This is a genomic window from Actinoalloteichus sp. GBA129-24, assembly GCF_001941645.1.
In the GTDB taxonomy this organism is placed as follows: domain Bacteria; phylum Actinomycetota; class Actinomycetes; order Mycobacteriales; family Pseudonocardiaceae; genus Actinoalloteichus_A; species Actinoalloteichus_A fjordicus.
The window spans coordinates 4717271-4730384 of sequence record NZ_CP016077.1; the positions used below are offsets into that span (position 1 = coordinate 4717271).

General features: G+C 71.7%; 12 protein-coding genes. 5 read left to right on the top strand and 7 right to left on the bottom strand.

The annotated features are described in order from the left end of the window. Positions 1 to 72: 72 nt before the first annotated feature. Together UA75_RS20220 and UA75_RS20225 are read right to left on the bottom strand one after the other, a co-directional pair. On the bottom strand, positions 73 to 849 hold the full coding sequence (locus UA75_RS20220) for an alpha/beta fold hydrolase (protein WP_083683375.1): 777 nt from the start codon (positions 847 to 849) through the stop codon (positions 73 to 75). 50 nt (positions 850 to 899) lie between these two features. Continuing rightward, positions 900 to 1652, bottom strand: a complete 753-nt coding sequence (locus tag UA75_RS20225; protein ID WP_232237342.1) for a S1 family peptidase — start codon at positions 1650 to 1652, stop codon at positions 900 to 902. Positions 1653 to 2422: 770 nt separating this feature from the next. On the opposite strand from UA75_RS20225, the gene UA75_RS20230 reads away from it, so the two are divergent. Continuing rightward, positions 2423 to 3700: an acetamidase/formamidase family protein gene (locus UA75_RS20230; RefSeq protein WP_075741593.1), complete on the top strand. Its 1278-nt coding sequence runs from the start codon at positions 2423 to 2425 to the stop codon at positions 3698 to 3700. A gap of 65 nt (positions 3701 to 3765) precedes the next feature. Here the strand turns inward: UA75_RS20230 and UA75_RS20235 are convergent, their stop codons facing one another. Then, positions 3766 to 4242, bottom strand: a complete 477-nt coding sequence (locus UA75_RS20235; RefSeq protein WP_075744010.1) for an SRPBCC domain-containing protein — start codon at positions 4240 to 4242, stop codon at positions 3766 to 3768. A 291-nt stretch (positions 4243 to 4533) separates the two neighbouring features. Here UA75_RS20235 and UA75_RS20240 point away from each other — a divergent pair, with 291 nt between their 5' ends. Then, positions 4534 to 5670: a serine hydrolase domain-containing protein gene (locus UA75_RS20240; protein WP_075741594.1), complete on the top strand. Its 1137-nt coding sequence runs from the start codon at positions 4534 to 4536 to the stop codon at positions 5668 to 5670. A gap of 385 nt (positions 5671 to 6055) precedes the next feature. Here UA75_RS20240 and UA75_RS20245 read toward each other — a convergent pair whose 3' ends face one another. Together UA75_RS20245 and UA75_RS20250 are read right to left on the bottom strand one after the other, a co-directional pair. Beyond that, positions 6056 to 6517 carry an SRPBCC family protein gene (locus tag UA75_RS20245; RefSeq protein WP_075741595.1) on the bottom strand — a complete coding sequence of 154 codons (462 nt, stop codon included), beginning with the start codon at positions 6515 to 6517 and terminating at the stop codon, positions 6056 to 6058. Further along, entirely contained in the window at positions 6514 to 6846 is a 333-nt protein-coding gene (locus UA75_RS20250) for an ArsR/SmtB family transcription factor (protein WP_075741596.1), read from the bottom strand. Before UA75_RS20250 ends, UA75_RS20245 begins: the two co-directional genes overlap by 4 nt. A gap of 115 nt (positions 6847 to 6961) precedes the next feature. Between UA75_RS20250 and UA75_RS20255 the strand changes: the two genes are divergently transcribed. Next, positions 6962 to 8500: a 3-hydroxyacyl-CoA dehydrogenase NAD-binding domain-containing protein gene (locus UA75_RS20255; protein WP_075744011.1), complete on the top strand. Its 1539-nt coding sequence runs from the start codon at positions 6962 to 6964 to the stop codon at positions 8498 to 8500. Positions 8501 to 8858: 358 nt separating this feature from the next. Here UA75_RS20255 and UA75_RS20260 read toward each other — a convergent pair whose 3' ends face one another. Further along, positions 8859 to 10076, bottom strand: coding sequence for an erythromycin esterase family protein (locus UA75_RS20260; protein ID WP_075741597.1), 1218 nt, complete (start codon positions 10074 to 10076; stop codon positions 8859 to 8861). Between the two features lie 111 nt (positions 10077 to 10187). Between UA75_RS20260 and UA75_RS20265 the strand changes: the two genes are divergently transcribed. Next, on the top strand, positions 10188 to 10925 hold the full coding sequence (locus UA75_RS20265) for a MerR family transcriptional regulator (protein ID WP_075741598.1): 738 nt from the start codon (positions 10188 to 10190) through the stop codon (positions 10923 to 10925). Positions 10926 to 11158: 233 nt separating this feature from the next. Here UA75_RS20265 and UA75_RS20270 read toward each other — a convergent pair whose 3' ends face one another. Continuing rightward, positions 11159 to 12274 carry a serine hydrolase domain-containing protein gene (locus UA75_RS20270; RefSeq protein WP_083691049.1) on the bottom strand — a complete coding sequence of 372 codons (1116 nt, stop codon included), beginning with the start codon at positions 12272 to 12274 and terminating at the stop codon, positions 11159 to 11161. 386 nt (positions 12275 to 12660) lie between these two features. Here UA75_RS20270 and UA75_RS20275 point away from each other — a divergent pair, with 386 nt between their 5' ends. Then, positions 12661 to 13107, top strand: coding sequence for an NUDIX domain-containing protein (locus UA75_RS20275; RefSeq protein ID WP_075741599.1), 447 nt, complete (start codon positions 12661 to 12663; stop codon positions 13105 to 13107). Positions 13108 to 13114 lie beyond the last annotated feature (7 nt).

Sequence of the window (13114 nt, forward strand, 5' to 3'; positions counted from 1 at the left end):
GCACGCCGATCCCTCGGCGGCGGTGCGCTCAGGCCGAGTTCGAGCCCCCCCCCGACGCCGCCCCCGCACGCCTCAGCGCTGGAGGAACTCGAGCACCAGCGGGCTCGCCACGGCCCGGAACTCGTCGAAGTAGGCGTGCCGAGCACTCTCGATCATCCGCAGCTCGGCGCCCGGGATGCGCTCGGCGAGCAGCGGCGCGTTGGCCGCCGGGTTGAAGACGTCCTGATCCCCGTGCACGACCAGCGTCGGCGCGACGATCTCGGTCAGCGCGTCCCAGGCGTCATGATCGGCGCTGGCCACGAAATGCCGCTTCTTCGCCCGCGCGGACATGTCCGGATCGCCGAGCACCGTGTACGGGCCGGGATGCGCCGCCAGCCACGCCGGGGTGTACATCAGCTCCAGCAGGAAACGGCGGGCCTTCGCCGGGTCGGGGTCGGTCAGGCCCGCGTGGACGGCCGCGTCCCGTTCGAGGCTGTGCGCCCCGCCCGGCGAGGTGCAGCCCAGGACGAGCCGTCGCACCCGGTCGGGATGCCGGGCCGCGACCCACTGGGCGACCCGGCCGCCCATCGAGGTGCCGTAGACGTCGGCGCGCTCGACCGCCAGCGCGTCGAGCACGGCGATCACGTCCTCGGCGAAGCCCTGGGTGCTGTAGCGGTGGTCGGGCGCGTCGCTGTCACCGGTTCCCCGGTAGTCCAAAGTGATCGTCTGTCTGGCGGTGTGGAAGTCGTCTCGGACGCCGTCCCACCAGTGGTGATTGTTGGCCTGCCCGGTCAGCAGGACCAGCGGCGGCCCGTCGCCCTGGACCTGGAAGGCGATCCGACAGCCGTCGACTCCGTTCGCGTGTCGCACCGGGTCATGCAATCACGCCGACGAAGGCGACGGCTGTCGGCAGGCGGGAGTCAGCCTCCGACATGGCCCGCGATCCAGTCGCGGAACTGCGCGACGTCGGTGTAATTGGAGGGCGCGGTGCCGCACACGCCGGGGCCGCTGCTGGTCACGCCGACCAGTTCCCAACCGCCGCCCACGGCACGGATCGCGGGTCCGCCCGAGTCGCCGAAGCAGGCGCCGCTGTTCCCGCCGGGATTGTCGATTCTGAGGTAGTACCCGTTGAAGCCGACGATGGAAGTGTCGAGCTGCTGGAGGACGGGCGGCGGCGGGCAGCTCTCCGGGGAACAGGTCGCGCCCCAGCCCAGCAGCCGCAGCGGCGTGCCCACGGGGCCTGCGGAGGTGGCGGGGGCGATCGGCGCGGCCGAGACGGCCCGGTCGAGTTCCAACAGCGCGATGTCGGCCTGCGGATTGGGGATCTTGCGAACGACCGCCGCCGTCTCGCCGCCGCTGGTGTTGCTCAGCGAGCCGACCCGCACCCCGTCGATGGGTCCGAGGCAGTGCTCGGCGGTGACGACCCACGTCGGCGCGATCAACGTGCCGCCGCAGTAGGGGCTGCCGCCCGCCGTCGGCGAGACCATGAACGAGTAGACCTGGTCGGCGTCCTCGCCCCCGACGATCAACGTCTCGGCGGGCGGCGGGCTCGCCGGGCTCGGGGCGGCCGTCGTCGGCCCCGCCCAGGCCGTCGCCGCGCTCGCCGCCATCATGACCCCGGCGCACAGCGCCGCGATCAGTCCGGCCTGCCGTCGTGTGCTCGTTCGACCCACTGCTGGTCTCCTTCTCGACGAGAGCGGCCCTCGGCCCGCGTCCCGACGGCAGGCCGATTCGTTGGAATCGAACGTAAAACGCGACAAGACGGTGAGGCACCGCCGAACGGCCCTTCCCGATGCGCCTTTCCCACGGCGTCGCGTAGGCCGGGCGCCGCACCGGACAGCACGCCGGTCCGGTCGAGTATCGAAGGGATTCGCGCGGCCGCTGGCCCCTTGGTAGGAACGGCTTCTTCGCGATTGCGGACCTCCGCGCACGAACGATCCGATTCGTTCGCATCCCGGTTAACGTGGGTTCGCCGAATGGCCGGTCTTCGGCGAAACCGCGTCCGACGAAGAACACCGGTCACTGTTCTCCACCGGGCGAGCAGGCATTCTCCACATCGGTCTGTCCGCTGCTGCCCGCACATCGTCGACGGCGCCGACCTGGACCGATCCGATTCCTCCCGAGGAGACAAGGATGGCGCAGTTCGGAACGTCCCACGATCGCCCTCCCCCGAAGGCGGCGGCCACCTCGACACTAGTCAACGGACATTTTCCCCGCCCGTCGCGAGATCATCCCGTGGTATCCCGTCGCACCGTGGGCGGGTCAGGCGCCGATTCGCGCCGAAGAACAGGTCCAGCCCACCGTGCGGCACCCGGAGGTCTCCCGATCGGCGCAGAAGCCATCGGGAGGTCTTCCGGCGGCAACACGGTCGACACGAGCGAGTGATGCCATGCCGTCGCGGCGGGCACCTCCGTCGCAAGTCGACGAGAGGGCAGGTGTACTCATGTCGCGGATCGAGGGTGCGCGGGCGGACCGAACACTGCGCGACGGCCTGGGACGGCGGACCTTCTTCCTGGCCACCGCTGGTCTGGCGGCGGGCGCGGGTGCGTCGCTGGCGAGCCCGGCGGCACTCGCCACGCCCGGCGACCCCGCCGGGCCCGACGCCGCCCGGTCGGATCTGACGATCCTCCAGCCCGGCGGACGCCACCAGGGCACCTACGTCCCCGCCGACGCGGACTCCGTCCTCTGGGGACGACTGCCCAACCGCGCGACCGCACCGGTCGCCACGATCGACTCCGGTTCCGTGGTCACGGTGGACACCATCTCCCACGAGGGCATCCTGGCGGACCAGGGCCGGGACCCGCGCGGCTACTTCGGCGAGTTCGGTGTGTCGTCGCGGGAGGTGCTGCGGGACGCGGTGGAGATCGCCCGCCGGACCCCGCAGGACGGTCCGGGGCCGCACGTGATCACCGGACCCGTCGCCGTGCGCGGCGCGGAACCCGGCCAGGTGTTGAAGGTGGAGGTGCTGGACCTGCGACTGCGGGTGCCCTACGGGGTGATCTCCAATCGCCATGGTCGCGGCGCGCTGCCCGGCGAGTACCCGGAGGCCTGGGTCGGCGACCCTGCCCTGCGCCGCTATTTCAATCAGGGCGGCGAGATCAGCATCTTCGTGCGCGCGGAGCGCCGAGGGAAGGGCCTGGTCGGCGCGCTGCCCGGACCGGTGTCTGCCCGGTTCCCGCTGCGTCCGTTCCTCGGGGTGATGGGGGTGGCTCGGGACACCGGGGACGTCGTCGACTCGGTGCCGCCGACCGATGCGGGCGGCAACATCGACGTCAGCCTGCTCGGCGTCGGCAGCACCCTCTACCTCCCGGTGCAGGTGGCGGGCGGGATGTTCTTCACCGGCGACCCGCACATGGCGCAGGGCGACGGCGAGGTGGCGCTCACCGCGATGGAGGGTTCACTGCGGGCGACGCTGCGCCTGACGGCCGTGTCGCCGGGCGGACCGGCCCCGAAGGCCGCGTTCGGGTACCCGTTCGCGGAGACGGCGGAGCACTGGATTCCCCTCGGCCTCAGCGACGCCGAGGGCGGCGCGGATGGCGGACTCGACGCCGCGATGCGCACCGCCGTCCGCCATGCGATGCAGTTCCTCACCGAGGATCTCGGCATGGCGGGCCCGGTGGCCTACGCCTATCTCAGTGCGGCGTCGGACTTCGCGATCTCCCAGGTGGTGGACCGCACCACCGGCGTCCACGGCCTGATCCGCAAGGCGGACTTCGACTGACTTCCCGGCCGGGCCTGCCCGACGACGTCCGCCGGGCAGGCCCGCCCTTCTCGCGCGCTTCGGGCTCAGCGGGCCTCGCGGGCGATCTCGGCGAGCAGGTCCATGCCCGCGCTCATCGTCTCCGCCATCCCGGGCTGCACCCAGGCGTCCCGTTGCTCGACGGAGGAGAAGACCGAGACCTCGCGGTAGGCGGTGCCGCCGTCGGCAGCGTCGAAGGTGAAGACGCCGAGTTGCACGGCTGCGGGCATCCCCTCCATCTCGCAGGTCTGCACCAGGCGTCTCGGGGCGTCGACGGCGTGGCAGACACCCCGGAAGACGAACTCGCCCGCGCTGTCCGGGTCACGCACGATGTAACGCCAGAGTCCACCGGGCCGGATCTCCAGCGTCTCGACCTCGGTGGCGAACCGACCACCGCTCCACCAGCGGGGCACGAGCGTCGGATCGGTGACCCCCCGGAACACCGCCTCGGGCGGGGCGTCGAAGAAGCGGGTCATGATGATGTCCTGCCGTCCCGGCGCGATGATGATCTCCGCCTGTGTCACGGTGTCCGTCCCCTTCCGCTCGTCCGGCACGACCGGGCCCGGTCCGGGAGATGCGATCGACGGCGCCGCCCGAGGACCGGGCCGCAGCACGGGTCCTCCAGCGGTGGTCTGCCGTCCGCACCCGCCCGGCGGTGCTCGCACCGGGAGGCCTGCCGGGGCCGCCGGGGGCGGCCTTGAAAGTCATCGTTCCCGAGGCGACGCGGCAGCCGGGCGAGGCGACACCGGCACCATCAGGTGGTTCGCCCGCCGCGTCGCGGCACGATCATCGGCCCTGCCTGCCAGAGTGGTCCGATGACGTCTTCTGTCGAGGGAACCGTCGCGGCCGGGTACGAACGCGTGGCCGAGGTATTCGAGCAGTCGCTGTCGGCCGACGGCCCGGAGACCGCGCAGGTGTGCGTCCACGTGGCAGGCGAACCGGTGGTGGATCTGTGGAGCGGCGCGGCGACGGCGATCGAGGTCGTCTTCTCGGCCACCAAGGGCGCCACCGCCGCCTGTGCGAACCTCCTCGTCCAGCGCGGCCTGCTCGACCTCGACGCCCGCGTGGCCGACTACTGGCCCGCGTACGGCGTCCGGGGCAAGGAGTCGACGCTGGTCCGCTGGGTCCTCAGCCATCAGGCGGGGGTGCTCGCGCCGAGGGAGCGCCTGACGATGGACGACCTCGCCGAGTGGGACACCGTGGCCGCCGCGCTGGCGGCGCAGACGCCTGCCTGGGAGCCGGGCACCGCCTACGGATACCACGCGCAGAGCTTCGGCTGGCTGGTCGGCGAGCTGGTGCGCCGGGTGGACGGCCGCCCGCTGGGGACGTTCTTCCGCGAGGAGCTCGCCGGACCCGCGGGCGCCGACTTCTGGATCGGCCTTCCCCAGGACGAGGAGCCGAGAGTCGCCGGGGTGGTGGCCGAGGAGCCGCCGCTTCCGCCGGGAACGGACCCGGCCTCGATCGACCTGTCGTCCTTCTTCGGCCCGCACCACCTCGACGCGTTCACCCTCGGCGGCGCCGTGCCGGACGACGTCGTGCAGGCCTCGGCCGACCGCCGCTACCGCGCCGCCGAACTGGGCGCCTCGGGCGGGGTCGCGAACGGGCGCGGCCTGTCGCGCCTCTACCGCCTCCTGCTCGACATCTTCACGCCCGCCACGATCGCCGACGTTCTCCGGCCGGAGACCGACGGCGCCGATCTGGTCCTGTCCAGCCCCGCCATGACGATCAGTCAGGTCTTCGGCCGAGGCTTCGAGGTCTCCCCGCCGATGGGGACGCCGGACGGCGTCCGGGCCTTCGGACACGGCGGTGCGGGCGGGACGGCCGCGTTCGCCGATCCGGACCGGCGGCTGGCCTTCGGCTACGCGACCACCCGCCTCGTGCCCGGCCCGCCCGGCATGGACCCGCGCACCGCCGCCCTGGTCGAGGCGGTCTACGCGGCGAGCGCCGCCTGACGGGCCTTAGAGCCTGTCGTTGACCCCCTGGAGTCGTGAGCGGGGGTCAGCGTGGCTGAGCTGCCAGGCGGAGGAAGGAGGCATAACGAAAGTGATGTTGACTGGCGACAACGCCGCAGATCGCCGCGCTGGCCCCGCGCAACTCCGAAAGTGGGGATTAAAGACAGGCTCTTACGGCGTCGGCCAAGGATCGAACAGAACCGACACACGTGATCTGGGCAGCCCCAATGACCGTCATCCTCCGTGGCGGCTGCCCGTTCTCCGCACTCGACCATCCATGATCCCGCTGCCCGCCCATCCGCGATGACGCCGAGTCGACTGGCCGAGGGAAACGGGCTGCGGTACCGCCGCAGCCGGTTCGCATCCGCACCGGTCCGCGTCGCGGTCACCGCGCGGCGGGCACTCCGAGTTCCACCGCCAGCGCGGCGAGCCAGCTTCCGGTGCCCTCCTCGCGCCAGGCCGCGTCCTCGTGACCGTCCAGAAAGGTGCCCTGTTCGGTGAGCAGCAGCCGGGTCCCCCGGCCCTCGGGCCGGAACTGCACGGTGGTCAGGGAGGCCGTCACGGGGTTCTCCTCGACGGACAGCACGGAGCTGTAGACGATCCGCTCCCCCTCGACGATGTCGTGATAGCGAGATTCGAAGGTCAACAGAGGACCGTCCGCCCGGCGGCCTCGGTTGATCTCCGACCCGCCGGGCCGGAAGTCGAGTTCATGGTGCTCGGCCTCGTCGCCTGCGAACCAACGCGCCTTTGCGGCCGGATCGGCCCACGCGGCGAACACCCGAGCGGGCGACACCGGATAGTCGCGCTCGATGCTGAAGCTGGCATGGATGACCGATCGATCAGTCATGGCTGGCCTCCCTCGGTGGCATGGTCGCCCTCGTCGCGCAGGCTCTCGTCGAGGCGATCGAGACGACGTTCCCACCCCGTACGCTGCTGCCCGAGCCAGTCCTCCGCCAGCCGAAGGCCGGCGGCCTCGATGCGGCAGGTGCGAACGCGGCCGATCTTCTCGGTGCTGACCAGCCCGCTGTCCACGAGCACCTGAAGATGCTGCATCACGGCGGGCAGCGACAGCTCGAACGGCCGGGCGAGATCCCCGACCGACGCAGGCCCGCGCCGCAGCCGCTCGACGATGCTGCGTCGGGTCGGGTCCGACAGCGCCTGGAACACCCTGTCCAGCGACCCGGAACGGCGGCATCGTCGCCGCGGATTCCGGCTCGGACTGGTCAGCAGCCCGCGCCCCCGTCAGAGTGTCCTTCGAGCACCATCGCCCGCCGGAGAGGATCAGACCGCCGTGTACATCAGGATCGTCGGGGCAGGCGTGATGGGCCGAGGCATCGCGCAGTGGGCCGTCACCGCAGGACACACCGTCGAGCTGGCCGACGCCCGGCCGGAGTCGGTCGACGAGGCCGTGGCGTTCGTCGAGTCGATGCTGCGGCGGGCCGAGGACAAGGGCAGGCTCACCGCCGACGAGGCTGCGGCGGCGCGGTCCCGGCTGTTCCCGCTGGACTCGCCGTGGGCGGCCGGCCGCGACGTGGAGCTGGTCATCGAGGCCGTCCGGGAGGATCTCGCCGTCAAGTCCGAGGTCTTCACCAGGCTGGCCGAGGTGCTGCCCGCCTCGACGGTCTTCGCCACGAACACCTCCTCGATCCCGGTCACGCAGCTCGCCGCCACCCTGGCCGATCCGACCCGGTTGGCCGGTCTGCACTTCTTCAATCCCGTGCCGCTGATGCGGATCGTCGAGATCGTGCCGGGCAGGCTGACCCGGCCCGAGATCCCCGCGCTGCTCTTCGACCTGGTGCGCGCCACCGGCCACCGGGCGGTCGTCGTCGCCGACACCCCCGGATTCCTGGTGAACCACGCCGGCCGCGGGCTGATCACCGAGGCACTGGCACTGCTGGAGGAGTCGGTGGTCGAGGTGCCCGACCTCGACCGCATCGCCCGCGACGTGCTGGGCCTGCGCATGGGCCCGTTCGAGCTGACCGACCTGACCGGCCTGGACGTCTCCGCTGCGGTGATCGACTCGGTGTGGACGGGGTTCCGGCACTCCGATCGGCTGCGGCCGTCGTTCCTCACGCCCAACCGGGTGGCAGCGGGCCTGCTCGGCCGGAAGACCGGCCGGGGCTATTACGACCACTCCCCCGACGCGGCGCCGCCCGCCGCCGAACCGCCGATCACCGGCGATTCCGGCCGCGCGATGCGGGTCGTCGGCGCCGGGCAGGGTGTTCAGTCCGATGTGGACGCCGTGCGGCGGGCGGTGCTCGCGGCGGGCGGGATGCTCGGCGAGGAGGACATCGAGGGCGATGCGAGTCCGGTGATCCTCGTCCCCACCTGGGGGACCACCGTCGCCGCCGCCGTCCACGAGCAGAGCCTGCCCGTCGATCGGACCGTCGGCGTCTGCCCGCTCTCGCTCGACACCCGGCGCGTCGTGCTCGCCGCGACGCCCGCCGTGTCACCGGCTGCGGTCGCCGACGCCCGTGCCGTGCTGGCGGGCGGCCGGGAGGGCGGCGAACCACGAGCGGTGTCGGTGGTGCGCGACACCGCAGGCTCGGTCCCGCAACGTCTGCTCGCCTCGATCATCGGCGTCGGCGCCTCCATCGCCGAACGCGGCCTCGCCGCCCCGGGCGACGTCGACCTGGCGGTGACCACCGCGCTCGGCTATCCGCACGGCCCGCTGGCCTGGGGCGACCGCATCGGTGCAGGCAGGCTGCTCGCCTTGCAGGAGGCGCTGCTGGCGAGCACCGGCGATCCGCGCTACCGGCCGACGCGGTGGGTGCGGGAACGAGCCCAGCTCGGGCTCTCGCTGACGGCGCCGCCGTTCGAAGCGCGGTGAGGCGGTCCGGCGCGTCATGGGTGCGTCCCGCCCCGGCGCCGTATCGCCCCGGCGCCCCGGCGCCGTGCCGACATCGCACCCGCCACAACCGGGCGCCGCCGCGACCTGCTGCTCGGCGGCCGTGCCCCCTGCGTGACAAGCACGCCGCACTCGTCCTCGGCCCCTCCCCGGCCTGCCGCAGACGCCCCCACTGCTGATCGGCACCGCCCATCCGGTGAACGCCGGCACCGCCCCCGCCGCCGCCGCCGGACTGCTGCCTGTCCGAGGCCGCGCCGAGCACATCCGAGGTGCAAGGCAGGGGCGGCTCGACGCGGTGCGCGTCCGGCTGTGGCGGGCGTGGCCGCCGCCTCGGTCGCGGCTACCAGTAGCGCTGCTGCCTCACGTCGGTGTCGGCGATGAAGACGACGGCATCGGCGCAGGCCAGCTCGGCGGGCGCGAGGGGGAGATGGCCGGGCACGATCGGGGCGTCCGCGCCGATCGTCGTGGGCAGCGCCGCGCGCAGTTCCGGTGCCGGGAACAGGGCGCGTCGGGTGGTCGCCCCGGCCAGCACGCCCTGGAGGGTGGCGGGATCGCAGGCCGGGCTGCCGTCGGCCGCCACGAACACGTAGCGCTCGCCGAGGGTGCGCGCGACGAGCGCCCCGGCGCCGTCCCAGCTCGCCTCCTGCCCGTCGACCGGCATCCGAGCCTGCGCCCGCCGGAGATGCACGTTGTGCGCGAACACCAGGCTCGGCCCGCGTCGCTGCTCCCGAGCGAGGATCGCCAACAGGTTCTCGGCCATCATCTCGGCGCGCAGGCTGAGCAGGGTCACGATGCGATCGGGCGTGTCGCGCGCCATCGCCGCGTGATAGCGCAGCAGCCCCAGAGCGGTGCGCGCGTGCGCGACGGCGTGGTCGTAACCCGCCGGGTCGGCAGGCCGCAGGGTCGGTGCCGCCCGGCGCAGCGTGCTGGCGAGGTCGTCGGCGACGATGCGCAGGGCGCGTGCCCGGTCGGAGTCTCCGACGGAGGCCGAGGGCTCGAACATGGCCGCCGGATTCGACCAGTCCTCGTCCGCCCCGAGCAGCGCGTCGAGGTCGCCGAGCGGTTCGGGCCGCAGCGCGGCGGGCAGGTGGTCGGCCACCGAAAAGAGCGCATGTCGCGGGCTCGGCGCACCGGCGAACTCCAGCGGCGCGTCGAAGCCGTAGCAGCGGATTCGGTCCTGCGGCGCGCGGCCCGCGTTGTGGTCGCGGAGCTGGTCGAGGAGTTCCCGATTGCCCGGCACAGCGCCGAATCCGTGGCTGAACCCGGCGGCGAGCACCGTGTCGATCTCCGTCTCCGAACCGCTCACGTAGTCGTCGACGATCGACGCGGCGAAGAAGTCGGTCTCCAGCACGATCGACCGGTAACCCCGTTCGACGAGGTGGCCGAGGATCTCGTTGCGCAGCAGCGGGAACGCCGCGATGCCGTGGGTCGGCTCCCCGAGGCCGAGCAGGGCAGGCGGTTCGGCCCTCGCGTCGAGCAGTGCGTCGAGGGCACGGCCCAGGCCCGCCGGGTCGTCGAGCGGGCGGGCGAGGGCCCGTAGTGCGGTGGCAGTGGACATGGTCGATCCTTCCTGAGGAGGCTGCCCTCGACAGTATCGTTGAAGGATCTGGTGAGACTTTCCTCGAACACTCGCTGATCACGCAGATCAAGCCTCAATCGGAGGTGAGGGGTGCGCCCCGTCGACCTTGCCAGGGAACACGGCTTGTCCGCCCAGGCGATCCGCAACTACGAGGAGGCAGGCGCGCTCCCGCCCGCCGAGCGCAGCAAGACCGGCTACCGGCGCTACACGCCCCGGCATGCGCAGGCGCTGCGCGCCTTCCTCGCGTTGCGCAGCGGCCACGGGCATCAGCAGGCGCTGGAGATCATGCGGGCGATCCACCGAGGCGACACCGAGTCCGCCTATCGCCTCATCGACGCCGCGCACGTCGCACTCCTCGCGGAACGCGACACCCGCGCCGAGGTCGCGGCGTCCCTGGACAGCCTGGCCACCACGACACCCCGGCCGATCAACGGCCGATCGCTGACCGTGGGCGAACTCGCCCGCAGGCTCGACCTGCACCCGGCGACGCTGCGCACCTGGGAGACCGAGGGCATCCTGCACCCCGAACGCGACCGGGCGACGGGCTACCGTCGGTACGGCCCCGACTGCGTGCGCGACGCCGAGATCGCCCGGCAGCTGCGCCGGGGCGGCTACCGGCTGGAACAGGTCGCGCAGTTCCTCGATTCGCTCCGCGAGGCGGGCGGAGCAGAGGCGTTCGCGGCGTTCCTGCGCTCCTGGGCGGACCGGCTGACCAGGCGCAGCCGCACCCTGCTCGCAGGCGCAGGCAGGCTCGACGGCTACCTGACCATGCTCGACGAGGCGCGACAGGACCAGCAGACGACCGAGCAGGCGGGCGGACGACGCTGACGGATCCCCCCGGACCGTGTCCCGTCCGATGTCGATGCCGGGCAGGCACTACACCGACGTCGTGGCCGGAGATCCCGCCGACGGGCCGAGGCTCGCGGCACACCCCCTGAACCGCCGCGAGCCTCGGCCCGCCTGCCGAGCTGCGCACCGCCCCGACTACGGCGACGGTGCGCTGGTCCCACCCGGCCGAGTGGGAACCGGGGGCAGGCGCGATCCGCGCCTGCCCGTGCCGATCAGTCGCAGAGCGCTGCATCCAAGACCGCGTCGGCCCTCGTCGTCGCAACCTCGCTGGTCACGAAGGTGTTCGTGACCAGCGAGGCGAACCGGCCGTCGTCGGTCGCCGCCGTCACAGACGTGTGCCCGGTCGACAGGGCGCCGTGCTTGAACCAGGCAGTGCCACCGCAGGAGAGTTCCCGTTCGGTGAGGCCGAGGCCCATGCCGAAGTCATCCAGGTACGGCACGGTGTCCCGCATCTCCGCCAGTGCACTCTCCGAGACCACGTCCCCGTCGAGCAGCGCCCGGAAGAACGTCGCCGAATCCTCGAGCGTGGACTCCATCCCGCCTGAACCGGACCAGACCGACAGCTCGACCGCTGTCGTGATCTCCGTCCAGAACACGAGCGGCGGAATCCGGACGATGGCGTACCCGGGCACGAACGGTGCCCGCAGCGCACGGTCTCCCCGCTCCGGGAACGACGTACCCTCGAGCCCGAGCGGTTCGATGATCCGTTCGGTGACCGCATCGCCGATGGAATCGCCGGTGACCTGCTCGATCAGCAGAGCGAGCACCAGGTAGTTGACGTTGGAGTAGTGCACCCCTTCGCCGGTTGCGCCCTGCGGAGGCTCGTCCATCGCGGAGCGGACCAGCTCCGCCAGCTCGTACGTGCCGTCCGGGGCCTGCTGCGCGTCGCGGACATCCCGCACCATGCCACTCGTGTGCAGGAGAAGCTGCCGCGTCGTGATGACGTTGCCGTCGTAATTGCCGGTCACCACGCCGGGCAGGTAGGTCTCGATCGGCGTGTCCAGCGCGATCAGCCCCTCGTCGACCAGCTGCATGATCACCGCCGCCGTGAACGTCTTCGTCTGGCTCCCGTGCCGGAAGTGGTCGTTCGCCGTGATCGGCTGCTGCTGCCCGAACCTCGCCGTTCCTGCGGTCAGCGTCCACGCCGAGTCGGCATCGCCCGCATAGACGGCCGCGCCCGGCCCGCCCACCGCCTGGTACTGGTTGAGCGCCTCCTGAGTCGCCGCGTGCTCGTCCTGCGCCACGGCTGCGGGCGATAACCCGGTCGCACTGAGCACGAGCGTCAACGCGCCCGCGACTCCGATGAGTGCCCGTCGATTCGTCGTCACGCTCTTCGCCTCCTGATGAATGATCAATTCGGTCAGGCCACGGTATCGACGACGCCGTTCACCGAGGAGATCATTGAGCGGTCATCGGGCGGTCATTGATGACCGGTGGCCCTGACCAGTGGAAACGCCGGAGAGGTCGGACTTTTGGAACCTTGCAGGCCACTGTGGTCAGCTGCTGTCGGGATTCCCCGGACGGATGCACACAACGGGATTACCGGCATTTCTCCGCCGATCGACCGCCCGCTTATCGGCTTTACAAGACGGTTGGCGATCCCGCCCTCACCATGCCGGTATGGCGCCAGGTTGAGGTGGCACACTCGTCAAGCAGTACATCGACGGCGTCCGTAAGGTGGTCGCTCGTCACCACGAACTGAAGGAATAATTCAGTGATCGATACCGCACTCGTCACCGAGCTGACCGATCAGGCCGCAGCCGATGGCATCCTCCAACTCGTGGTCGGCGCCGTCGTCGACGGTAAGAAGGCACTGGTGCTGCGCAGGCCGCAGGACGACTTCATGGGCGGCATCTACGAGCTGCCCGGCGGCAAGGTCGATCCCGGCGAAGCACTCGACGACGCGCTCACCCGCGAGGTGCAGGAAGAGACCGGGCTCGACGTCACCAGCATCGACCGATACCTCGGCCACTTCGACTACACCTCAGGCAGCGGCAAGCCGAGCCGCCAGTTCAACTTCGCCGTCACGGTCAAGGCAACCACGCCGGTGGAGCTGACCGAACACGACGATCATCGGTGGGTACTCATCGATGGCGACCTGCCGGTCACCGAAGCGGTCAAGGGCGTCTTCGCGACCTACCGGAGGCAGGATCTGTCGTAGTCCGCAC

Coding starts and splice junctions, on each gene's coding strand:
- UA75_RS20260 (WP_075741597.1), bottom strand. CDS start 10,076: ATGTCCACTGCCACCGCACTACGGGCCCTCGCCCGCCCGCTCGACGAC.
- UA75_RS20230 (WP_075741593.1), top strand. CDS start 2,423: ATGTCGCGGATCGAGGGTGCGCGGGCGGACCGAACACTGCGCGACGGC.
- UA75_RS20240 (WP_075741594.1), top strand. CDS start 4,534: ATGACGTCTTCTGTCGAGGGAACCGTCGCGGCCGGGTACGAACGCGTG.
- UA75_RS20245 (WP_075741595.1), bottom strand. CDS start 6,517: ATGACTGATCGATCGGTCATCCATGCCAGCTTCAGCATCGAGCGCGAC.